At 66.9% G+C, this 23,075-nt stretch carries 14 protein-coding genes, 2 tRNA genes, 3 rRNA genes and 1 pseudogene; 14 read left to right on the top strand and 6 right to left on the bottom strand.

Annotated elements, in window-relative coordinates:
• Positions 1-281 precede the first annotated feature (281 nt).
• From REH65_RS11860 to REH65_RS11845, 4 genes are all read left to right on the top strand, one after another.
• Entirely contained in the window at positions 282-1,781 is a 1,500-nt protein-coding gene (locus REH65_RS11860; RefSeq protein WP_406692458.1) for a PucR family transcriptional regulator, read from the top strand.
• 130 nt (positions 1,782-1,911) lie between these two features.
• Positions 1,912-3,135, top strand: a complete 1,224-nt coding sequence (locus tag REH65_RS11855; RefSeq protein ID WP_406692457.1) for a type III PLP-dependent enzyme — start codon at positions 1,912-1,914, stop codon at positions 3,133-3,135.
• Between the two features lie 82 nt (positions 3,136-3,217).
• Entirely contained in the window at positions 3,218-3,610 is a 393-nt protein-coding gene (gene speD / locus REH65_RS11850) for an adenosylmethionine decarboxylase (RefSeq protein WP_406692456.1), read from the top strand.
• A 236-nt stretch (positions 3,611-3,846) separates the two neighbouring features.
• Positions 3,847-4,719 carry a spermidine synthase gene (locus tag REH65_RS11845; RefSeq protein ID WP_406692455.1) on the top strand — a complete coding sequence of 291 codons (873 nt, stop codon included), beginning with the start codon at positions 3,847-3,849 and terminating at the stop codon, positions 4,717-4,719.
• 137 nt (positions 4,720-4,856) lie between these two features.
• On the opposite strand, the gene REH65_RS11840 is transcribed toward REH65_RS11845, so the two are convergent.
• Entirely contained in the window at positions 4,857-5,927 is a 1,071-nt protein-coding gene (locus REH65_RS11840) for a hypothetical protein (protein ID WP_406692454.1), read from the bottom strand.
• Positions 5,928-5,960: 33 nt separating this feature from the next.
• Between REH65_RS11840 and REH65_RS11835 the strand changes: the two are divergent.
• Both REH65_RS11835 and REH65_RS11830 read left to right on the top strand, forming a co-directional pair.
• Positions 5,961-6,326, top strand: a pseudogene (locus REH65_RS11835) (PfkB family carbohydrate kinase); the annotation flags it as partial.
• On the top strand, positions 6,260-6,928 hold the full coding sequence (locus REH65_RS11830) for a PfkB family carbohydrate kinase (RefSeq protein WP_406693146.1): 669 nt from the start codon (positions 6,260-6,262) through the stop codon (positions 6,926-6,928). The pseudogene REH65_RS11835 and the gene REH65_RS11830, both read left to right, overlap by 67 nt.
• A 113-nt stretch (positions 6,929-7,041) precedes the next feature.
• Here the strand turns inward: REH65_RS11830 and REH65_RS11825 are convergent, their stop codons facing one another.
• Complete coding sequence (locus tag REH65_RS11825; protein WP_281456188.1) at positions 7,042-7,386, bottom strand: Lsr2 family protein; 345 nt, start codon at positions 7,384-7,386, stop codon at positions 7,042-7,044.
• Between the two features lie 359 nt (positions 7,387-7,745).
• Here REH65_RS11825 and REH65_RS11820 point away from each other — a divergent pair, with 359 nt between their 5' ends.
• From REH65_RS11820 to REH65_RS11800, 5 genes are all read left to right on the top strand, one after another.
• Complete coding sequence (locus tag REH65_RS11820) at positions 7,746-8,189, top strand: Lsr2 family protein (protein WP_406692453.1); 444 nt, start codon at positions 7,746-7,748, stop codon at positions 8,187-8,189.
• Positions 8,190-9,248: 1,059 nt separating this feature from the next.
• Positions 9,249-10,771, top strand: a 16S ribosomal RNA gene (locus tag REH65_RS11815).
• A 218-nt stretch (positions 10,772-10,989) separates the two neighbouring features.
• Positions 10,990-14,065, top strand: a 23S ribosomal RNA gene (locus tag REH65_RS11810).
• A gap of 128 nt (positions 14,066-14,193) precedes the next feature.
• A 5S ribosomal RNA gene (rrf, locus tag REH65_RS11805) occupies positions 14,194-14,310 on the top strand.
• The 16S, 23S and 5S rRNA genes sit together here, the layout of an rRNA operon.
• Positions 14,311-14,437: 127 nt before the next feature.
• The gene (locus REH65_RS11800) at positions 14,438-16,819 is read left to right on the top strand and encodes a glycoside hydrolase family 3 protein (protein ID WP_406692452.1); all 2,382 of its coding nucleotides are present in this window, start codon (positions 14,438-14,440) and stop codon (positions 16,817-16,819) included.
• A 50-nt stretch (positions 16,820-16,869) separates the two neighbouring features.
• On the opposite strand, the gene REH65_RS11795 is transcribed toward REH65_RS11800, so the two are convergent.
• Positions 16,870-17,793, bottom strand: a complete 924-nt coding sequence (locus REH65_RS11795; RefSeq protein ID WP_406692451.1) for an ABC transporter substrate-binding protein — start codon at positions 17,791-17,793, stop codon at positions 16,870-16,872.
• Between the two features lie 141 nt (positions 17,794-17,934).
• Positions 17,935-18,456 (bottom strand): DUF5134 domain-containing protein, encoded by a 522-nt coding sequence (locus REH65_RS11790; RefSeq protein WP_406692450.1) that lies wholly within the window; start codon positions 18,454-18,456, stop codon positions 17,935-17,937.
• Between the two features lie 252 nt (positions 18,457-18,708).
• Here REH65_RS11790 and REH65_RS11785 point away from each other — a divergent pair, with 252 nt between their 5' ends.
• Both REH65_RS11785 and REH65_RS11780 read left to right on the top strand, forming a co-directional pair.
• Complete coding sequence (locus REH65_RS11785; RefSeq protein ID WP_406692449.1) at positions 18,709-20,379, top strand: hypothetical protein; 1,671 nt, start codon at positions 18,709-18,711, stop codon at positions 20,377-20,379.
• A 35-nt stretch (positions 20,380-20,414) separates the two neighbouring features.
• Positions 20,415-21,212 carry a LuxR C-terminal-related transcriptional regulator gene (locus tag REH65_RS11780; RefSeq protein ID WP_406692448.1) on the top strand — a complete coding sequence of 266 codons (798 nt, stop codon included), beginning with the start codon at positions 20,415-20,417 and terminating at the stop codon, positions 21,210-21,212.
• A 42-nt stretch (positions 21,213-21,254) separates the two neighbouring features.
• On the opposite strand, the gene REH65_RS11775 is transcribed toward REH65_RS11780, so the two are convergent.
• Together REH65_RS11775 and REH65_RS11770 are read right to left on the bottom strand one after the other, a co-directional pair.
• Positions 21,255-21,327: transfer RNA gene (locus tag REH65_RS11775), tRNA-Lys, on the bottom strand.
• Between the two features lie 149 nt (positions 21,328-21,476).
• Positions 21,477-21,549: transfer RNA gene (locus REH65_RS11770), tRNA-Lys, on the bottom strand.
• Positions 21,550-21,895: 346 nt separating this feature from the next.
• On the opposite strand from REH65_RS11770, the gene REH65_RS11765 reads away from it, so the two are divergent.
• The gene (locus tag REH65_RS11765) at positions 21,896-23,014 is read left to right on the top strand and encodes an Ig-like domain-containing protein (protein WP_406692447.1); all 1,119 of its coding nucleotides are present in this window, start codon (positions 21,896-21,898) and stop codon (positions 23,012-23,014) included.
• Positions 23,015-23,075: the final 61 nt, after the last annotated feature.

Here is a 23,075-nt window from a genome sequence, read left to right as displayed (position 1 = left end):
TCGGGGTGAGCCCGTCGCTCCGATGCGGCCCTCGTTGGTGATGTGGCCCAGTACACATTCGTCGAGCAGCCCCTGGCTAGCGGGCGAAACCCCGAAAAAGGTTCGCCCACGACCGCCCCCGGTTGTATGTTCCTACAAACCACGAAACCCGCCCGTCGTGCTCACCGCCCACCCCGAGCACGCGCACCCGCGCCACGCGTCGAGAACCGACGCATTCGCGCGACGAAGATCGGGGTTTTCGGCCGGTGGGGCGTGCCGGGCGGGTGAGGGACGGAGGGCGCGTGCGGCTCAGGGACCTGCTGGAGGACGACGAGCTCGGGTTGGTGCTGCTCAGCGACGCCGGGGGGTTGGAGCGGGTCGTCCGGGGCGTGTACATCACCGATCTGATCGATCCCCGGCGGTACCTGACCGGCGGCGAGCTGGTGCTGAGCGGGCTCGTGTGGCACTCCGGGCCGGAGGACTCCGAGCGGTTCGTGCGGGCGCTGGTCGACGCAGGCGTCGCCGGGCTCGCGGCCGGGACGGCGCGCCTCGGGCACGCACCGCCGGACCTGGTCGCGGCCTGCCGCGAGCACGGGTTGCCCGCGTTCGAGGTGCCGATCTCGGTGAGCTTCAACGCGCTGGCCGAGCGGATCCAGTGGCGCTCCGCGCCCCGCCGCGAGCTCATCTCCGCCGTCGCCGCGGGCGCCGACCTCGACCGGGTGCTGCGGATGGCCGCCGACGACCTCGGCGCCGACTGCTGGGTCCTGTCCGGCGCGGGATGGGTCGTCGGCGGCACCGCCGACCTGCCCGAGGAGACCCGCGCGGGCGCGCTCGCCGAGTTCGCCCGGGGCCGCCTGCCGCGCACCTGGCGCGCCGGCGACCCGCACGTGCTGTGGCCGGTCGAATCCGGCGCCGAACCCGCAGCCGCCCAGTGGTTCGCGCTGGTCAGCGGCGACCTCGTCGAGTGGGACGAGCACCGCGAAGCCGTCGCCACCGACCTGGGCACCGTGATCTCCCTGGTGCGCGCCCGCGTCGACGAGGCCCGCCGCATCGCCGGCCGCTCCGTCGAAGCCGCCCTGCGCAGACTGCTGGAGGGCAGCTCCTCACCCGCCGAGGTCGCCGCCCGCCTGGAGACCGCCGGGCTGCCCGCCGACGAGCCGCTGCGCGCGGTGACGCTCGGCGTCGGCGATCCCGGCGAGTCCACGACGCTGCTCCGCGAGATCGCCGCCGCCACCGGCATGGCCTCGGTCACCGCCCCGCTCGGCGACGGCGCCGCCGCGCTGTTCGTCGACGACCCCGACCACCTCGCCGACCTGGACCGGCAGCTGCGGCGCATCGTCGCCGAGACCGAAGCCGGGCTCGGCGAGCGGCGCCTCGCGATGGGCATCAGCGACACCACCGCCGCCACCGCCCTGCGCGGCGCCCTCGACGAGGCCGCCTACGCCCGCAGGCTCGCCGAGCAGCGGCGGGGCCGGGCCGAAGTCGCCGCCGCGGCCGAACTCGCCTCGCACGAGGTGCTGCTGGCCTCCGCACCCGACGAGCTGCGGCGCTCCTACCGGCAGCGGCTGCTCGCCGACGTGTTCGCCTACGACGCCGCGCACGGCTCCGAACTCGTCCGCACGCTGCGGGTGTTCCTGGACAACAACGGTTCCTGGTCGCGCTGCGCGCAACTGCTGCACGTGCACGTCAACACGCTGCGCTACCGCGTCCAGCGGGTGGAGGAGCTCACCGGACGCGATCTCTCCGACTTCGCCGTGCGCGTGGACTTCTACCTCGCGCTGCGCCTCGATCCGGACGCCTGATCGGTGCGCGTGCTCACAACTTCGCCGGCGGTTCGAAATCTGGCGGTGGGGGCGGTACCGTGCTTGGTCGCAGTTGCGGTCGCTGAGCGCCCAGAACAGCGCAGCGAGGACCCAGACGGAGGTAACGGGATTGACCGATCTGTCCGCCACCACCGGCGTGACGGACCGCCCTAGCGGCACCGCGCAGGAGCCCGGGCGGGGCAACGGGAATCCGGATCCGATCCGGCGGTTCCTCGATCAGCACGACCCCGAAACCCCTTGCCTGGTCATGGATCTGGCGCAGGTGCGGGACCGGTACCGGCAACTGCGCTCAGCCCTGCCGGACGCGCGGATCTGCTACGCGGTCAAGGCCAACCCCACACCCGAGATCGTCGGCGAGCTCATCGCCGAGGGCGCCTCGTTCGACGTGGCCAGCCCCGGTGAGATCGAGCTGTGCCTCGCCAAGGGCGCCGCACCCGAGTCGATCTCCTACGGCAACACCATCAAGAAGCGCCGCGACATCGCCCGCGCCTTCGAGCAGGGCGTGCGGCTGTTCGCCACCGACAGCGACGCCGACCTCACCAACATCGCCGAGGTCGCGCCGGGCGCGCAGGTGTTCTGCCGCGTCCTGGTCGACAACACCGGCTCGAAGACCCCGTTCGGCCGCAAGTTCGGCTGCACCCCGCAGCAGGCCGCGAACCTGCTGGTGCGCGCCGCCGAGCTGGGGCTGGACGCCTTCGGCGTGTCGTTCCACATCGGATCGCAGCAGCTCGACCCGGCCGCCTACCGGCACGGCATCGACGCCGCCGCGCAGGTCTTCGTCGACTGCGCCGAGCGCGGCGTGCGACCGCGCATGGTCAACCTCGGCGGCGGGCTGCCCGCCGGGTACACCGAGACCGCGCCGCCGCTGGCCGACTACGTCACGGCCGTCGAGCAGGCGCTGGAGCGCGCCTTCGGCCCGGACCGGCCGGAGCTGCTCGTCGAACCCGGGCGCTTCCTCGTCGGCGACGCCGGAGTGCTGCGCAGCGAGGTCGTGCTGGTCACCGACTCCTGCGACGGGCAGCGGCGCTGGGTGTACCTCGACATCGGGCGCTACAACGGGCTCGCCGAGACCGAGGGCGAGGCCATCACCTACCGGCTGCGCACCTCGCGCGACGGCGACCCGGAAGGCCCGGTCGTGCTGGCCGGGCCCACCTGCGACGGTGACGACGTGCTCTACCAGCGGACCCGCTACGACCTGCCGCGCACGCTGCGCGGCGGTGACTGGGTCGATCTGCTGTCGGCGGGCGCGTACACCGCGAGCTATTCATCGGTGGGTTTCAACGGGTTCACCCCGCTGCCCACCTATTGCGTCGACGGCGATCAGCGGCCGTGATCTGCTGCGGGCGGCGAGGTCCGCTCGCAGGGGGACGAGAAGGAAGACGCGGCAAATCTGCGAAATGATGGGAGGTCGATAGATGTCCGTTGACACCGGAGCACAGGTCGGTCTGTTCACCGGCAGGCACGTCCTGGCCGAGCTCGAGGGCGTCGCGCCGGAACTGCTGGACGACGAGCAGTACCTGCGGGACGCGCTCAACGACGCCTTGAGCGCGTCGGACGCCACGGTGTGCCAGATGATCGCCAAGCGGTTCGACCCGCAGGGCGTCACGGTGTTGGCGCTGCTGTCGGAGTCCCACGCCTCGATGCACACCTACCCGGAGGACGGCTCGATCTTCATCGACGTCTTCACCTGCGGGCACACCGCGAAGCCCGAACTCGCCGTGCAGCTGCTCGCCGAGGCGCTCAAACCGACGAGCCAGAACGTGCAGACCATCCAACGCGGCCACGACTACGCCGAACTGGTCTGCTGAAACTCCGTGGTCGACTCGTTCTGCGCAGCGCGGCGTCCTCGCCGCGAAGCCGCTCAGAACCTGCGGCGGGGCCAGTCGCTCAGGCGGGGCAAGGAGAGAGCGGCTTCGCCGCTCGACGAGCGTTGGGCAGTGGGACCGGAGGCGTGGACGGTTTACTTTCGCGTGTCGGCGAGCCCGCCACGGGAGCCGGCGGGATGCTGGGCACACATCATTTGGGGAATTCAGGAGGAAGACCGTTGATCGAACTCGACGGGCACCGGTGGATCAAGGAGCCGATGGGCGCCGACCTGCAGCGCCTGTGGCGGGTGGATGACGTGCTCTGGGAGGGCGACACCCCCTACCAGCACGTGGTGATCGGGCGGACCGGTCAGGGCGTCTCGCTGTTCTGCGACGACGACCGGCAGAGCACCGAGTTCTCCCAGCTGGTCTACCACGAGGCCATGATGGTGCCGGCGTTCCTGATGGCCGCGCAGGTGGAGCGGGTGCTGATCATCGGGTCGAGCGAGGGCGTGGCCAGCCAGATGGCGGTGGCCGCCGGCGCGACCCGCGTCGACCACGTCGACATCGACGAGCTGTGCGTGCGCAAGTGCGCCGAGCTGCTGCCCTACGGCTACACGCCGGAGGAGCTGGCCGCGGCCGAGAAGGGCGAGGGACCGGTCACGATCCACTTCGCCGACGGCTGGAGCTTCCTGGACACCGCGCCGCCGGAGGGCTACGACATCGTCGTGGTGGACCTGCCGGACGAGCGCGCCGACGACGCCGACGGCCAGCACAACCGGCTGTACGGCCTGGAGTTCATCCAGCGCTGCCAGTCGGTGCTCTCGGCCGGGGGAGTGGTGGCGTTCCAGGGCGGCTGCCCGACGGTGTGGCGCAACGAGACGCTGATCCGCGCCTACAACCGGTTCCAGTCGGCGTTCGAGACGGTCGCCTACTTCGGTTCGGACGAGCACGAGTGGGCGTTCCTGTTCGGCCGCGTGGAGCCGATCGACGACCCGATCAACCTGATGCTCGAAGCGCTCCCGAACAGCGCCTACGAGCCGCAGACCATCGACGACGCCTCCCTCATCGGCGCCACGGTCCCCCCGCACGCGGTCCGCAACCAGAGCTGACGGGTCCACCACCCGGCCGGCGGGCCTCCGGGGACGACGTCGCTGCAGCGGTGACAGTTTTAGCCATAATTGACCGGACAATACGGACATTGATCATGGGTGATTCTGGCTAAAACTGTCGCCCACCCGGCCCGGGATCAGGGCGAGTCGAGGTACGGGTGGTACGGGCCCCCGTCGCGGGGCAGGAACCACTGGTCGAAGGCGAGACCGCGGTCGTGCAGCTCCGCCTCGACCTTGGCCGCCTGCTCGACGACCTCCGGCTCCGCATCGGCGGCCAGCGGGACGTCGATCTCGTAGAGCTCGTCGTACCGGGCCCCGGCGAAGGCCGCCGTCGCGAACGCCTCGAACACCGGCTCGCTGTCGTCCCAGGACATGAGCTCGGCGGCCTCCAGGACCACCCGCGCCTCGTTGATCACCAGCCGCAGCGCCAGCGCCTCGGCCACGCTGCGCGGCGGCGTCCACGGCGCCTCGGTGAGCCGCACCGCCACCGCGGCCGAGGCCAGCACGAACGAGCGCGCGAAGAACGCGTCGTAGCGGTGGTCGTAGCAGGGCGGCAGCTCCTCCAGCACCAGCAGCCCGGCCGCGTCGGCGACCGTCGCGTTGTTGACCGCCAGCGCGAGCTCGTCGTAGAAGACCTCGTCCGTCACCACCCGCACGGCGTGCACCAGGGCACCGGCCGCCAGCGCGGCCCGCTCGCCCTCGACGCCGAACGCCTCGGCGGAGAACGCGCCCAGCCGGGGCGTGAGCTCGGTGAGCCTGCGCTTCCAGTGCTCGGCGTCCATCGCGGGTTCTTCGGAGGTCTCCAGGGCCTCCTCGATCGCCGCCTGCAGCGCCTCGTCGGTGTCGACCTCGTCGGCGGCGGCCAGCCGCTCGTTGAACTCGTCCTCGGTGATGCGCACGGCCGAGGACGCGACCGACCAGCCCAGCAGCAGCTCGGTCTCCGAGATGAGCTCGTCGAGCACCGACGCCGCGCCCTCCTCGGCGGCCTGCAGCGATGGCGCGTCCAGCGCCAGCAGCACGCTCACACCGGTCTGGTGCACGGTGATCCGGTAGTCGAGGACGTCGATGTCGGACTCCTCCGGCCCGCTGACCCCTTCGACCATCGCGAGGTGGCGGTCCAGCACGGCCGCGACGCCCTCCTGCTGCAGCGGGTCCAGCTCCACCACCTCCGCAGGTGGTGCCAGCTCTGCCGTCACCGCGTAGTCCACCGCGTATCGCCCTCTCCTCGACTGCTGGTCGGCATGGTACGACGTCGCCCTGCGCGTGACCCGTCCAGCGGGCGGGGTGTCGGAGCCGGGCATGATGGCCCGGTGACGACGAGCGTGGTGGTCTTCGGCAGCTGCAACATGGATCTGGTGGCCTACGTGCCGGTCGCGCCCGGGCAGGGCGAGACGGTCACCGGCCGCGAGTTCCGCACGGTCCCCGGTGGCAAGGGCGCCAACCAGGCGATCGCCGCCGCCAAGGCGGGTGCGGACGTGCGCATGATCGGCGCGGTCGGGGAGGACGACTTCGGCGCCGAGATTCGGCGCACCTTCCGGGAATCCACTGTGGACATCCAAGGTCTGCGCACGGCACCGGGTCGCAGCGGGACCGCGCACATCGTGGTCGACGACGAGGGGAACAACTCGATCGTCGCGGCCCCGCGGCCAACGGCACCGTCGACGCGCTCGCCGAAGGCGACGAGGAGATCATCGCGGCGTCCGGCAGCCTCCTGCTGCAGCTGGAGATCCCGCAGTCCGGCGTGGCCGCCGCGGCCGCCGCGGGCAAGCGCCACGGCGTGCGGGTCGTGCTCACGCCGGCCCCCGCCGTCCCGCTGCCCGAGGACCTGCTGCGCGACGTGGACCTGCTGGTGCCCAACGAGCACGAGGCGGCCGTGCTGACCGGCCAGGAGGACCCCGAGCGCGCCCTGTCGGCGCTGCTGGAGCTGGTGCCCGAGGTCGTGATCACCCTCGGTTCCCGCGGATGCGTCTACGGGCACCGCGACGGCGTCCGCCACGAGGTGCCGGCGTTCCCGGTCCAGGCCGTGGACACCACGGCGGCGGGCGACACGTTCGTAGGCGTGCTCAGCACGGCGCTGGGCGAGGGTGCGGACGTCCCGGAGGCGTTGCGCCGCGCGGCGGCAGGGTCGGCACTGTCCGTGCAGCGCACCGGTGCGACCAGCGCTATGCCCGGTCGGGAGGAAATCAACCGCTTCTTGGCGAACCGGTAGTCGATGCATCCGATTGCCGTAGTACGCTCCCGCCATTGCGCTGCAATTGGCGGGATATTAACGAGGCGGCCGGATATGTCCGTTGCCCAATCCGGCCGCCCGTCCCCGGGTGTTCACCCAGCGTTGTCGTAAGCCTCGACGATCTCAGCCGGAATGCGGCCTCGGTCGGAAACCTGCATGCCCTGTTCCCGCGCCCATTCCCGAATGGCCTGGTTGCGTTCGCGGTCCGCCTGGGTCGGAGCCCCGGCGGGCTTGCCCGGCTTGCCGCCAGACCGCTTGCGGCCACCGGTCTTACGGGCGTTGGCCACGAAAGAGGCCAGCGAGTCCCGCAGTTTCGCGGCGTTGTCGGCGGACAGGTCGATTTGGTAGTTCACCCCGTCCAGGGCGAACTCGACGGTGCTGTCGGCTGTGGTGCCGTCGACATCGTCGACCAGCTGCACGGTGACTTTCTGCGCCACGGTTAAACCTCGATTCCGGCTCGAATCCAGTCTCTGCGCGCACGTGCCCGCGCGACGAAGAGCGAGCGAACAATAAACGATGCTCGGAAGAATGTTCCACCCGGTATCCCAATTCGGCCGCCGCCCGGATTACCTTGGGTTCAAAACGACCGCGTTCGGTTACCGTCAGTTAGGCCGACAGGGCGAGAGCTGCTCCCGGTGTCCGGAACACCGAGCGGTTTTCGGCCGATCGAACCGGGTGCACTATGGTCGAGTGCGAGACATCTGCCCACCGTCGTGCTACAACGTGGTCAGGACTAGCAGTAGTCTTACCTGGAAGTCGCGGATCGAGACGGGGCGCGTTCCCGAGACAGGTGATCATGGCCGAGCGGATTCAGGTCGATCTCGTCGATGACATCGACGGGTCGCCAGCCAAGCACACCGTCACCTTCGCGCTGGACGGCGTGACCTATGAAATCGATCTGAGCGAGAGCAACGCGCAAGCGCTCCGCTCACTGCTCGACCGCTACATCAAGGCATCCCGCGCGCCGAAACCCGCCGCCCCGCGCACCACCAAGCAGCAGGAGCGCGAAGAGGAGCAGGCGCGCCAGGCCAACAAGCAGTTGACCGAGCAGATTCGCGGCGCCGCGCAGCGCACTCGTGAGGCGCTGAAGAAGAACGAGAGCGCCGAGGAACCGGTCGAGGCTCAGATCGAGGAATCCGAGCCGGAGCCGATTCCCGCCGCCGAGCCGGCCGCCGACAAGCAGGCTTCCGCCGACGGACCCGCCGTCTCGCTGCCGCTGTTCTCCTCCGCCGTCGACTGAGAGCGCTTCAGCTCATCCGGCGGAAGTCCGATATCGGCGATGGGTGCGGTTGATCCGCGCTCGATGGCGGACGCGCCTGATTCCGGGCGCAAAAAACCGCACCGGCGCTGTGGTCCGGTGCGGTCGGGAGATCTCGGGGCGTCAGTCCGCCGCGCGGTGTCTCCGCGCGCGGGAGCGCGCGCCGCTCGCGCGGGATTCCTTCGCCGGTGCCGATTCCGCTCCTTCGGCGAGCCGGGATGCGAACTCCGGCGGGGCGCTCGGGCCCCAATCGCGGTCCTCCGGATCGGCCAGAGTGTTGCGCAGCTCGGTGTATATCGGAGTCGAGTCCACTACTACCCCCGTTCTGACAAGTCGTCGGCAGGCTACCCGTGAAATCCAAGTACACCGGCTCCCGCGACCGACAACCACCCGAAGGTGGAGATCCCGCTGGGCCGGTCGGGGAGTGCCCGTGAACGGGGAAAAGGACCGGTTCGCAGGCCCTGACCTGGGGTTTCACCCTTAAAGGGGGGGGGTGGTGTTCAGGGGGTTTTCGGGTGTGCGTAAAGTATTCCATGTCAGCGCGACACGGACCGGGGAAAACCGGGCCGGGCCTGACGGGGCCCCGAGAACCTCGCTTAAACCTTCGGGTGGTAGCGTGTTCGGAGCCCGGTGAGAACGGGTAAGACCTTTTGATAATGTGAATACCGATTGAGCGGTTGTTTCGCTTGATGTTGCGGAGTACGGGACTTGCTTGAAGGTCACGGAAAAGCAACGGCCGAGAATGAGACCCCCCGGTTTGACCGAGGAAATCAGGATGGTCTAAAGTGGGAAACACCGCGAGAGCGGGAATCACCGAGGAAATGACTCCCCGGACTTTGCGGCCCTGGAATGGGTGGTGAGGGATGGTGTGGGTGTGTTCTTTGAGAACTCAACAGTGGACTGTTTTGGTTAGTGTTCTTTTATGCCCCTAACCAACTGGATGCGGGTTTTGCCTGCTGATGGTGGTTGGTGGTTTCTTTGAGTATCACGCTCCGACCTTTGTGGTTGTTGAGTGTGTGCTGGGATTGTTTCAACAAGGCATTGTTGGAGAGTTTGATCCTGGCTCAGGACGAACGCTGGCGGCGTGCTTAACACATGCAAGTCGAACGATGAAGCCGCTTCGGTGGTGGATTAGTGGCGAACGGGTGAGTAACACGTGGGTAATCTGCCCTGCACTCTGGGATAAGCCTTGGAAACGAGGTCTAATACCGGATACGACACGTCACCGCATGGTGTGCGTGTGGAAAGTTCCGGCGGTGCAGGATGAGCCCGCGGCCTATCAGCTTGTTGGTGGGGTAGTGGCCTACCAAGGCGACGACGGGTAGCCGGCCTGAGAGGGTGACCGGCCACACTGGGACTGAGACACGGCCCAGACTCCTACGGGAGGCAGCAGTGGGGAATCTTGCGCAATGGGCGAAAGCCTGACGCAGCAACGCCGCGTGGGGGATGACGGCCTTCGGGTTGTAAACCTCTTTCGACAGGGACGAAGCGCGAGTGACGGTACCTGTAGAAGAAGCACCGGCTAACTACGTGCCAGCAGCCGCGGTAATACGTAGGGTGCGAGCGTTGTCCGGATTTATTGGGCGTAAAGAGCTCGTAGGCGGTTTGTCGCGTCGGCCGTGAAAACCTGCAGCTTAACTGTGGGCGTGCGGTCGATACGGGCAGACTTGAGTTCGGCAGGGGAGACTGGAATTCCTGGTGTAGCGGTGAAATGCGCAGATATCAGGAGGAACACCGGTGGCGAAGGCGGGTCTCTGGGCCGATACTGACGCTGAGGAGCGAAAGCATGGGGAGCGAACAGGATTAGATACCCTGGTAGTCCATGCCGTAAACGTTGGGCGCTAGGTGTGGGGATGGGTTCCACCGTTTCCGTGCCGTAGCTAACGCATTAAGCGCCCCGCCTGGGGAGTACGGCCGCAAGGCTAAAACTCAAAGGAATTGACGGGGGCCCGCACAAGCGGCGGAGCATGTGGATTAATTCGATGCAACGCGAAGAACCTTACCTGGGTTTGACATGCACTAGACAGCCTCAGAGATGGGGTTTCCCTTGTGGTTGGTGTACAGGTGGTGCATGGCTGTCGTCAGCTCGTGTCGTGAGATGTTGGGTTAAGTCCCGCAACGAGCGCAACCCTTGCCCTATGTTGCCAGCGCGTGATGGCGGGGACTCGTAGGGGACTGCCGGGGTCAACTCGGAGGAAGGTGGGGATGACGTCAAGTCATCATGCCCCTTATGCCCAGGGCTTCACACATGCTACAATGGCCGGTACAGAGGGTTGCGATACTGTGAGGTGGAGCGAATCCCTTAAAGCCGGTCTCAGTTCGGATCGGGGTCTGCAACTCGACCCCGTGAAGTCGGAGTCGCTAGTAATCGCAGATCAGCATTGCTGCGGTGAATACGTTCCCGGGCCTTGTACACACCGCCCGTCACGTCATGAAAGTCGGTAACACCCGAAGCCCATGGCCTAACCCCTTGTGGGAGGGAGTGGTCGAAGGTGGGACTGGCGATTGGGACGAAGTCGTAACAAGGTAGCCGTACCGGAAGGTGCGGCTGGATCACCTCCTTTCTAAGGAGCAATACACCCCAGTTTTCGTGCTGGGAGTGTCCGAGTTGAATGTCCGCACGTGGCATTGCTTGGGTGCTCGATGGATTGTGGAACACACTAACGTTTAGCGAAACGGTTCACTGTTGGGTATCTGAGAGAGCACACTGCGCTCGTTGTGAGTGTGTGTTGTTTCTCGGGTTGTTGTTTGAGAATTGTATAGTGGGTGCGAGCATCTTTGTGGCCAAGTTTTTTAGGGCACATGGTGGATGCCTTGGTACCAGGGGCCGATGAAGGACGTGGTAGGCCGCGATAGTCCTCGGGGAGTTGTCAAACGAGCTGTGATCCGAGGGTGTCCGAATGGGGTAACCCAGCCCGAGTGATGTCGGGTTACTCATGCCTGAATATATAGGGTGTGAGGGGGAACGCGGGGAAGTGAAACATCTTAGTACCCGTAGGAAGAGAAAACACTGGTGATTCCGTGAGTAGTGGCGAGCGAAAGCGGAAGAGGCTAAACCGTGCGCGTGGGATACCTGGTAGGGGTTGCGTGTGCGGGGTTGTGGGACACTGTTGGGCGGATCTACCAGTCCGCCAGCGTGGCGATGATGGCTAGTTGAATAGGTTGGGAAACCTGACCGTAGACGGTGAGAGTCCGGTAGGCGAAAGTCATTGTTGTGCGTGTGGTGGTGTTCCCGAGTAGCAGCGCTTTCGTGGAGGGTGCTGTGAATCTGGCGGGACCACTCGCTAAGCCTAAATACTTCCTGGTGACCGATAGTGGATAGTACCGTGAGGGAATGGTGAAAAGTACCCCGGGAGGGGAGTGAAATAGTTCCTGAAACCATGTGCCTGCAATCCGTCAGAGCCTCCTTTGCAGGGGTGATGGCGTGCCTTTTGAAGAATGAGCCTGCGAGTTACTGCTGCGTGGCGAGGTTAACCTGGTTGTGGGGTAGCCGGAGCGAAAGCGAGTCTGAATAGGGCGTTCTAGTCGCGTGGTGTAGACCCGAAGCGGGGTGATCTACCCATGGCCAGGGTGAAGCGCGGGTAAGACCGTGTGGAGGCCCGAACCCACCAGGGTTGAAAACCTGGGGGATGAGCTGTGGGTAGGGGTGAAAGGCCAATCAAACTCCGTGATAGCTGGTTCTCCCCGAAATGCATTTAGGTGCAGCGTCGCATGTTGCTTGGGTGGGGTAGAGCACTGGTTGGTTGATGGGCCTTCACGGGTTACTGAGATCAGCCAAACTCCGAATACGCCTGAGTTGAGTGTGGCAGTGAGACGGCGGGGGAGAAGCTTCGTCGTCGAGAGGGAAACAGCCCAGAGCATCGGCTAAGGCCCCCAAGTGTGCGCTTAGTGGGAAAGGATGTGGGATCGCTTAGACAACCAGGAGGTTGGCTTAGAAGCAGCCATCCTTGAAAGAGTGCGTAATAGCTCACTGGTCAAGTGGTCCTGCGCCGACAATGTAGCGGGGCTGAAGCGCACCGCCGAAGCCATGCCAATCCAGATTTTTCTGGGTTGGGTAGGGGAGCGTCCTGCACGAGGTGAAGCGTCCGCGGAAGCGTGGTGTGGATTGTGTGGGAGTGAGAATGCAGGCATGAGTAGCGAGTGAAGAGTGAGAATCTCTTCCGCCGGATGACCAAGGGTTCCTGGGGAAGGTTCGTCCGCCCAGGGTGAGTCGGGGCCTAAGGCGAGGCCGACAGGCGTAGTCGATGGATAACGGGTTGATATTCCCGTACCCGTGCATATGCGCCCATGATGAATTCTTTGATGCTAACCATCCGCGAGCTTCTGATCCTTCGGGTGAAGTGGTGAGTGCATGGGACCCGATAAGTTAGTAGTCAAGTGATGGGGTGACGCAGGAGGGTAGCTCTGCCAGTGAGTGGTTGTACTGGTGTAAGCCTGTAGCCCGGTGTGTAGGTAAATCCGCATGCCTTGTGGGTGAGGGGTGATGCGTAGCCGTTGTGGTGATGTGAGTGATCCCATGCTGCCGAGAAAAGCCTCTAGCGAGTGTGTGCACGGCCCGTACCCGAAACCGACACAGGTGGTCAGGTAGAGAATACCGAGGCGGTCGGGTGAACTGTGGTTAAGGAATTCGGCAAATTGCCCCCGTAACTTTGGGAGAAGGGGGGCCACTGCTGGTGAACGCCCTTTGCGGTGGGAGCTGGTGGTGGTCGCAGAGGCCAGGGAGAAGCGACTGTTTACTAAAAACACAGGTCCATGCGAAGCTGTAAGGCGATGTATATGGACTGACGCCTGCCCGGTGCTGGAACGTTAAGAGGACCCGTAAAGCCCTTTGGGGTGTAGCGGAGAATTTAAGCGCCAGTAAACGGCGGTGGTAACTATAACCATCCTAAGGTAGCGAAATTCCTTGTCGGGTAAGTTCCGACCTGCACGAATGGCGTAACGACTTCTCCGCTGTCTCGACCACAGGCCCGGTGAAATTGCAGTACGAGTAAAGATGCTCGTTTCGCGCGGCAGGACGGAAAGACCCCGGGACCTTTACTATAGCTTGGTATTGGTGTTTGGTTCGGCTTGTGTAGGATAGGTGGGAGACTGTGAAGCTATCACGCTAGTGGTGGTGGAGTCGTTGGTGAAATACCACTCTGGTCGTTCCGGTATCTAACTCGGGTCCGTGATCCGGATCGGGGACAGTGCCTGGTGGGTAGTTTAACTGGGGCGGTTGCCTCCTAAAGGGTAACGGAGGCGCCCAAAGGTTCCCTCAGCCTGGTTGGCAATCAGGTGTTGAGTGTAAGTGTATAAGGGAGCTTGACTGTGAGACTGACGGGTCGAGCAGGTGCGAAAGCAGGGACTAGTGATCCGGCACTGGCTGGTGGAAGCGGTGTCGCTCAACGGATAAAAGGTACCCCGGGGATAACAGGCTGATCTTGCCCAAGAGTCCATATCGACGGCATGGTTTGGCACCTCGATGTCGGCTCGTCGCATCCTGGGGCTGGAGTTGGTCCCAAGGGTTGGGCTGTTCGCCCATTAAAGCGGCACGCGAGCTGGGTTTAGAACGTCGTGAGACAGTTCGGTCCCTATCCGCCGCGCGCGTAGGAGACTTGCGGAAGGCTGTCCCTAGTACGAGAGGACCGGGACGGACGAACCTCTGGTGTGCCAGTTGTTCTGCCAAGGGCACGGCTGGTTGGCTATGTTCGGGAGGGATAACCGCTGAAAGCATCTAAGCGGGAAGCCTGTTCCTAGATGAGGTCTCCCGCCCCTTTGTGGGTTAAGGCTCCCGGTAGATGACCGGGTTGACAGGCCGGATGTGGAAGCACAGTAATGTGTGGAGCTGACCGGTGCTGATAGGCCGAGGACTTGCTCACGAAGGTGTTACGCACCCACTATACGATGTCTGAGACAACAACCCATGGGTTGTTGATAATCGGATATGTGTGTCAACGTTGATTGACACCCGAAGGTTTCCGACCCTGTGTGGGTTGGGCAGAGGGTTGTCGGTGGCGATGGCGGGGAGGGTCCGCCCGGTCCCATTCCGAACCCGGTAGCTAAGCTCCCCAGCGCTGATGGTACTGCACTCGCTAGGGTGTGGGAGAGTAAGACACCGCCGACACATTCCTTACAACGGGGCCGATTGATCCGATCAGGATTGATCGGCCCCGTTTTGTGCTTCTGAGCTCGACAGCTTCCGGTTGGTGGTCGAGACTTGCGCCCGGAGTCCGGGTGGAAGGGGCACGGGAGTGAACGAGGACGAACTCCGTTCGTTGGTGGGCGAGCTGACCGTGGCGGAGAAGGCTCGGTTGGTGACCGGCGCCGACTTCTGGACGCTGCACCCCGAACCGAAGGTCGGATTGCGTCGGCTGGTGCTGTCGGACGGCCCGAACGGCGTCCGGGGCACGACCTGGGACGAGCGCGACACCTCGCTGCTCCTGCCGGTGGCGTCGGGCTTGGCGGCGACCTGGGATCGGGACGCGTTGACGCGGGCGGGCGAGCTGTTCGGCGACGAGGCCGTCCGCCGCGGGGTTCACGTCGTGCTGGCACCCACGATCAACCTGCACCGGAGTCCGTTCGGCGGCAGGCATTTCGAGAACTTCTCCGAGGACCCGCTGCTGACCGGTGTGCTCGGCGCGCGGATCGTCGCCGGCATCCAGTCCCGGGGTGTCGCGGCCACGCCGAAGCACTACGTGGGCAACGAGAGCGAGACGGAGCGCTTCACCTACGACGCGGTGATCGACGAGCGGACGCTGCGCGACTGCTACCTGGAGCCGTTCCGCAGGATCGTTGCCGAGGCGGGCCCGTGGGCGATGATGGCCGCCTACAACTCGGTCAACGGGCACACGATGACCGAGCATTCGCTGCTGGTCAACGAGGTTCTCAAGGGCGAGTGGGGTTTCGACGGCGTCCTGGTCTCGGACTGGTTCGCGACCCGGACGTGCGCTCCGGCCGCCAACGGCGGGCTGGACCTGGCGATGCCCGGTCCGAAGAGCCCGTGGGCCGAGGGCGCGCTGGCCGAGGCCGTCCAGGACGGCGAGGTCGCCGAGGAGGTCCTCGACGACAAGGTCGTGCGGCTGCTGCGCCTGGCCGACCGGGTCGGTGCCTTGGGCGACGAGGAGAAGAGCGCGCCGGTGAACGACGGTCCGCCGGAGCAGGCCCGCGCGGTGATCCGGGACCTGACGGCCCGCGGTTTCGTGCTGCTGCGCAACGAGAAAGCGCTGCTGCCGCTGGATCCCGGCGTCACCAAGATCGCCGTGATCGGTGAGAACGCGACCTTCCCCGCGGTGCAGGGCGGGGGTTCTTCGCACGTCAGCCCACCGCACGTGGTGACTCCGCTGGAGGGCCTCCGCAAGGCCCTGCCGAACGCGGAGATCCAGCACCGGCGCGGCGTCCGGCATCGCAGGCTGCTGGATCCGATCCCGCGCGAGGAGATCCTGGACCCGCAGGGCGAGGGCAGCGGTCTGCGGGTGGAGTACCTGGGCGAGAACGACGAGGTGCTGAGCAGCGAGCTGCGCGGTGCGGAACGCCTGATCTGGCAGCTCGGCGCGATGCCCGAGGGCACCCGGAAGCTGCGGATGAGCGGAAGCCTGTCGCTGGAGCTCGGCGAGCACGTGTTCGGCGTCAACGGCACCGGGCACTTCCGCGTGGAGATCTCCGGCCGCGAGGTCCTGACCACCGACGTCGCCGCCGAGGGCGAGGCCGACGACCCGCTGGGCGACATGCTGGCCCCGCCGGAGCAGCGCTTCAACGTCGTGCTCGTCGACTCGGACGTGGACGGGAAGGGCCGGGCCTGCCTGACGGTGGAGTTCACGCCGCAGAAGATCGACGCGGACCTCATCGCCGTGGGCCTCGGGCATCGGGCGGAGGGCTGGGACGACGCCGCCGAGCTGGAGGCGGCGTTGCGGGCGGCGCGGGACTGCGATGTCGCGGTGGTCGTGGTCGGCACCAACGACGAGGTCGAGACGGAGGGCCGCGACCGCGGTTCGCTGGACCTGCCGGGACAGCAGGACGAGCTGGTCGCGCAGGTCGTCGCGATCAACCCGAACACGGTGGTGGTGGTCAACGCGGGCGGTCCCGTGCTGATGCCGTGGTCGTCGGACGCGCCGGCGGTGCTGTGGACGTGGTTCGGCGGCCAGGAGTACGGCGACGCGCTAGCCGACGTGCTGATGGGCGCGGTGGAACCCGGTGGCAGGCTGCCCACGACGCTGCCTGCCCGGTTGGCCGACGTGCCGGTGCCGCTGCCGGGCGTGCAGCCGGTGGACGGGGCTCTGCGCTACTCGGAGGGCCCGCTGATCGGTTACCGCGCCTACGAGAACCGCGGCGTCACACCTGGTTTCTGCTTCGGGCACGGGCTCGGGTACACGTCGTGGTCCTACGACGAGGCGTCCCGCGACGGCGACGCGGTCGTGGTGAAGCTGCGCAACACCGGCGACCGCGCCGGCCGCGAGGTCGTCCAGGTCTACGCGGACAATCCGGTGCGGCTGGTGGGTTTCGCGGTGGTGACCGCGGAGTCCGGGGCCGAGGCGGAGGTGACCGTGCCGGTCGAACCCTGTGACGGGGATCTGCGGGTCGGACGCAGCGCAGGAGACCTCCGCCTCGACGTCGTGCCCGGATCGGACCAGCCCTGAGGAGATCAGCGCTGACGGGACCAGCGCTGACCGGATCGGGCTGGACCGGATCAGGGTTGGGCGACGAACTTCTCCAGGTCGTCGAGGACCAGCCCGGCGGCGATCGGTCCGAGGCCGAGGTACCAGGTGTCGTCGGGGACCTCGACGGCCTTGCCGGTGCGGACGGCGTTGAGCGTCGTCCACTGCACCGAGCGGGTCACCTCGCCCATCTGCTGCCGGGCGTTGTCGCCGTAGGCGCCGTAGAACAGCATGTCGCCGTCGGCCTGCGAGATCTGCTCGCGGCTGAGCTTGGTGAAGGTCTTGTCGCCGAGCTGGTTGTCGGGCCGGTTGAACCCGGCGTCGGCGAGGATCGTGCCGATGAACGAGCCCTTGTTGTAGAGCCGGATGTCGCCGGGGATGAAGCGCAGCATGCTGACCTTGCGGCCGGCGGCCTGCTTGCCGACCTCGGAGGCGCGGGCCTGGTAGTCGGCGAGGATCTTGTCGGCTTCCGCGCGCTTGCCCAGCGCGTCGGCGTCGAGGAGGAAGTTCTCCTTCCAGGTCTTGCCGACGGATTCGGCGAAGACGGTGGGCGCGATCTTGCTGAGCGCGTCGTAGTGCTCGTCGTCGCGGGTCTTGCTGGACAGGATCAGGTCCGGCTTGAGGGCGGCGATCTTCTCCATGTTGGGGGAGCCGATGGTGCCGACGATCTCGACGTTGCCCGCCTTCTCCGCGAGGTAGGGCTGGATCTGGGTGTTGGCGTCGGGCAGCACGGTGGCGATGGGCTTGACGCCGAGGGCGAGCACGGAGTCCAGTTCGCCGGTGTCGAGGACGACGACGCGCTGCGGCGTTCCGGTGATGTTGGTCTGGCCCTTGGCGTGCTGGACGACGCGGGACTGCGGCGGCGGGGGCTGGTCGGAGGCCGGTGAGCCGCACGCGGCGACTCCCAGGGCGAACACGGCGGACAGCGCCGCGAGAAGTCTGCGATGACGCAGCATGGGGGGACACCCAATCTGTCGGAATCGTGAAAAAGTTTGGGTAGCCTAACCTGGCAGACGGGTTCCGAGAAGACCCGGTGCTTGTAATAGTGATCATTAGCAGCCGAAACTGTCAGCGCCTGCTTACCTGCGGTTTTTGGTCTAGAGCATTGCCAGGAACATGTGCGCCATCGATGCCGAGAGGACCAGTTCGATCACCGAGCGGGCGCGCGGTGGCGGGGTCCGGACGAGGTCGGTGGCGGCGAATCCGGCGGCGAGCGCGCAGTAGCTCATCAGCGCCCAGGCGAGCAGCGGGAGCACCAGGCCCGGGGTCTGCGCGGCGACGGTGACCGGCCCGTGGTGGTGCCCGGCCGCGATCAGGGGCGTGCCGGCGGGGCCGGTCTGCTGCCCGGCGAACATGTAGGCCATCGCCAGCGATCCGATCGCGTGGTGCAGGAACGAGCTCGTGCGCGTGCGCGCAGCGCGGAACCCCAGCCAGCAGCCGAAGGCCACGAACGGAGCGGCCAGCAGCGGGGACGGGGCCAGGTACATCGCGATCATGCCCAGCCCCATCAGCAGCTGCGCGACGTCGACGTGGCAGAGCGCGTGCCGGCGCAGTCCGAGCCGCACCAGCGCTGTCGCCGTGGCCGCGATGACCGTGCCGGTCATGACCTGCTCGAACATGCCCCTCCACTGCCGCCTGAGCCGTGCCGTGATCGATTGTTGAGATCGCGGCCGCTCGCAGATACCGCCTTGCGAGCAGACTTCCGCCCAGCGGTGGTGACCCGGCGTGGTGATGCCCCGAACGTCCACTGTGGATCCCCGCCACCCCTGCCGCGCGCTCCCGTCCGAGAAGCCCGTTCACCGATTCGGGGTTGCGAGGGGTGCGAACTCGCTACGCTGCGACGGAGTTCGGCGAGGCGATGTGGTGGAGACGTGGAGATCTTCGGGCGAGACGAGTCGTTCCGGCTGCTGGAGGAGGCCACCGCCGCCGCGCGAGCCGGTCGCGGTGCGCTGGTCGTGGTGCGGGCCGACCCCGGGATGGGCATCACCGCGCTGCTCGACGCGCACTGCGCCGCGGCCCGGGACTCCGGGATGCGCACCCATCGGCTTCCCGTCCTGGTGCCGTCGGGCCGAACCCCGCTCTCGACCGGTCCGGTGAGCTGGGACGAGCCCGCCCTGGTCGTCCTCGACGACCTGCACCGCGCCGATGACGACACCCTCCTGGCCCTGCACGAGCTGGCCGAGCAGGTGGGCGACCGCAGCCTGCTGATCCTCGCCGGACGTCACCGAGGGGCGACTCCGGAGCGCTTCGCGGTCCTCGACCGCTCGGCGACCACGCACGATCTGGAGCCCTTGGACGCGGCGGCCGTTCGCGCGATGACCGGAGCCGAGGTGGCCGAAGCGGGCGGGAACCCGTGGCTGCTCAGCAGGTTGACCGCACCCGACCGCGCCGCGCAGGTGACCGGCTGGGCGACGGGGCTCGCAGGCGACGACGCCGGCGTGCTGCGGTACGCCGCCCTGCTCGGCGAGCGGAGCTCGGTCGACGAGCTGGCCTCCGTCGCGGAGAGCTCCCCGGCGGAGGTGCTGGCCGCGATCCGGCGACTGGCCGCGCTGGGCCTGGTCGACGAGGTCGACGGTCGGGTGAGCGTGCGGTACCCGCTGCTGCGCGACGACCTGGTGGCGACCTCGGCCGGGCTGCGCGGGACGGTGGCGCGTGCACTCGCCTCCCGCGACGCCGCGCCGGAGGACGTCGCCGCGCACCTGGTCCACGCACCCCTCGATTCCCGGGTCGTGAACTGGCTCGCCGAGCACGCGGAGCGGCTCGCCGCCGAACACCCGCTGCTCGTGGTCGACCTGCTGACCCGCGCCGTCGACCGGCTTCCGCCGGGCCACCCCGAGCGGCACCGGATCGGCGCCTCGCTGGCCGAAGCGCAGCTGTGGTCGGGACGTACCGAGCAGGCCCGCCGGAGCGCCGGCGCGGGGTTGGTCGTGCGCCCGGACGAGCAGGTCCGGCACCGGTTGCGGGCCGTGCTGGCGAAGATCGCCATCGGCGAGTTTGACGGAGCCGGCGCGATCGAGATCCTCGACGCCGAGCGGGAAGAGGGGAAGCTGCCCGCCCGGTTGGCCGTGCTGGACGGGCTCGCCAGGTTCCTCATCGCGGACCTGGACGGAATGCAGCGCGCCGCGGAACAGGCAGCGCCTGCGGCGCCGCACGACCCGATCGTCGAGTTGAGCCTGCTCAACTTCGAGGCCATCGCGTTGAGCTTCCAGCGCGATTTCACCGGCGCGCTCGCCGCCCTGGACCGAGCCGAGGCGCTGCTGAGCGTCGCCGAGGATCCGCTGCAACGGGGTTGGGCGCTGTTCGTGCGGGTGGTCGCGCTCGACATCACCCAGGACATCAGGGTGTTGGACGTGCTCGAACGGGGCAGGCCGCTGGCCGAGCGGGTGGGCATGGGCATGTTGCCGCTCTTGCGCACTGGTGCGGCGGTGATCGCGTACAACTTCGGCCGCTGGGACGATTCGCTCGCCGAGATCAGAGCAGCGGCGGAGCTGCCCGACCTGTACGGGCTCGGAGGGCCGAGCAGCACGCCATCGCTGCTCTGATCCTGCTGCAGCGAGGGGACCTTCCGGCCGCCCAGTTGCACATCGAACTCGCCGAGAAGGATCTCGGTGGTCCTCTCAGTCATCTCTACGACTCGCTCATCAACTGCGCTCGCGCGATCATCGCCGAGGCGGTCGGCGACATCGACAAGGCGTTGGGACTCGTGCGGAACCTGGTGGAGGGCTCCGACGTGTGGGATCGCGACGATCCGGCGATGACTCCGGTTGCCGCGCCCCTGGTCCGGATCGCCCTGGCCGGCGGTGATCGTGAACTCGCGCAAGTGCTGCTCGACCAGCTGCGGAACTTCCAGACCGACGAGTCCGCCGAGCCCTACAGCGCGGTCCTCTACTGCCAGGGCTTGATCGACGGCGATGTGGACCTGCTGCTGGGCGCCGCCAAGAACTTCGCCGATGCCGGGTTGCCGATGGCCGCAGCGAACGCGGCCGAGGACGCCGCCGTGGCGCTGGCCGCGTCCGGCAAGACGGCCGAGGCCAAGGCCGCCGACCAGATCGCCATCGACCACTACGCGAACCTGGCAGCGGACCGCGAGATCAACCGCTCCGGGGCCGCGCTGCGCTCCTACGGGGTGCGTCGCGGCGCGACCGGGTCGCGGGACCGGCCCAAGCACGGCTGGGGGAGCCTGACCGCCGCCGAGCTGCGCGTGGCGGAGCTGGTCGCTCATGGGCTGACCAACCGCGAGGTCGCCGAGCGGCTGGTGGTCTCGGTGCGCACCGTGGATTCGCACGTGGCTCGGGCCCGGACCAAGCTCGGATGCGCTTCGCGGGTCGAACTCGCCGTCAAGTTCGGGGAATGGGTGAAAGAGGGGCGGGAATGAGAAAGCGCCCTCGGCCGGAATGGCGGAGGGCGCTTCGTCGTGTGCGCCAACAGGGACTCGAACCCCGAACCCGCTGATTAAGAGTCAGCTGCTCTGCCAGTTGAGCTATTGGCGCTGGCCTCACCGGGTCTCCCCGGCAACGCGAAAAAGATTAGCACGGGCTCGGAACGGCCTGCGCAGCAGGTCCGATTCGTGTTCTGGGGCACAATTCGGCGGATCGGAAAACGAAAAAGGCCCGCCGGGAAGGCGGGCCTTTCGCTGCTGTGCGCCAACAGGGACTCGAACCCCGAACCCGCTGATTAAGAGTCAGCTGCTCTGCCAGTTGAGCTATTGGCGCTGGCGTGTCCTCCGGGGTTTCCGTCCGGTCTCCCTGGCGACGTCGAAAACTCTAGCACGGCTGTGCGCGGGTCCTCCGGCAGGGGGTCACCCGGATCGCGAGCGCAACCCGGGAGGCCGACGCGCGTCCTCCGGAGGGGTGTGATGAGCGACCGAGGACCTGCGGAATATGACACTGCGTGGGGGCCTGGTCGCTGCACGCACGGTCGGGCGATTACGGCACACTGGTCGTGAGGCGCAGGTGTGCTTTGTGACGGGACGGATAGTTGCCAATGACTGGAAGGTGTAACCCGGTCGGGTTTTTCTCGCGGGTTGGCCGTCCGACGGCTGGGCTGGTCGTCGGGCTGGTGGGTTTGCTGGTCGCCGGGTGCAGCGGTGGCGGGGGAGCGTCAGCCGAGGAGGAGCAGGGGCCGCAGGCCCCGGTGGTCCAGTTCGCACCGCAGAACGGGACGAAGGACGTGTCACCGCTGGACCCGGTGACGGCGAAGGTCAGCCGCGGCAAGATCGTCAACGCGAAGCTGACGAACTCCGACGGCAAGGAGGTGCCCGGTCAGATCTCTCCGGACGGCGTGAGCTGGACGTCGACGGAGAAGGCCGGGTACGGCAAGACGTACACGCTGGCGGTGACGGCGCAGGGCGAGGGGCCTGCGATCACGCAGCAGTCGACGTTCACGACGGTTCAGCCGAAGTCGCAGACCTACGTCTCGATGATCCCGCTGGACGGCGAGACCGTGGGCGTCGGGCAGCCGCTGGTGTTCCGGTTCAGCAAGGACGCGCCCGCGCCGGACAAGGCGAAGGCCGAGGAAGCGATCAAGATCGCGACCGAACCGGCCGTGGAGGGCGCGTTCTACTGGTTCAACAGCCGCGAGGTGCACTGGCGGCCGAAGGACTACTGGCAGGCGGGCACGAAGATCTCGATCGACGTCAACGCCTACGGCCACGAGTTCGGCCCGGGTCTGTGGGGTGAGGAGGACCGCGAGGCCACCATCACCATCGGCGACCGCGTGGTGCTCAAGGCCGACGGCGCATCGCACCAGATGAGCGTCGAGAAGAACGGCCAGGTCATCCGGACCATGCCGGTGGCGCTGGGCAAGCCGGAGTTCCCGTCGAACAACGGCATCCACGTGGTGACCGAGCACCACCGCAAGAAGATGATGGACTCCACGACCTACGGCCTGCCGCTGGAAGCCGGTGGCTACCAGACCGAGGTCGAGTGGGCGGTCCGCATCTCCAACGGCGGCGAGTTCCTGCACGCGGCCCCGTGGTCGGTCGCCGACCAGGGTCACCGCAACGTCAGCCACGGTTGCATCAACATGAGCAACGAGAACGCCGAGTGGATCTTCAACCTGCTCAAGAAGGGCGACGTGGTCGAGATCACCAACTCGGGCGGCCCGGACCTGCGCTCCTGGGACGGCTTCGGAGACTGGCAAGTCCCCTGGGAACAGTGGAAGAAGGGCAACAAGTAAGACAACCAGAGCAAAGCGACTGCGTCAGGCAAGCGACGCAGTCGCTTTCTCTTTGCCCGCC

Source organism: Saccharopolyspora sp. ID03-671 (assembly GCF_045278815.1).
Lineage (GTDB): Bacteria > Actinomycetota > Actinomycetes > Mycobacteriales > Pseudonocardiaceae > Saccharopolyspora > Saccharopolyspora ipomoeae.
The sequence above is the reverse complement of the archived record's forward strand: the minus strand, read 5'-3'. Positions and strand labels throughout refer to the sequence as shown.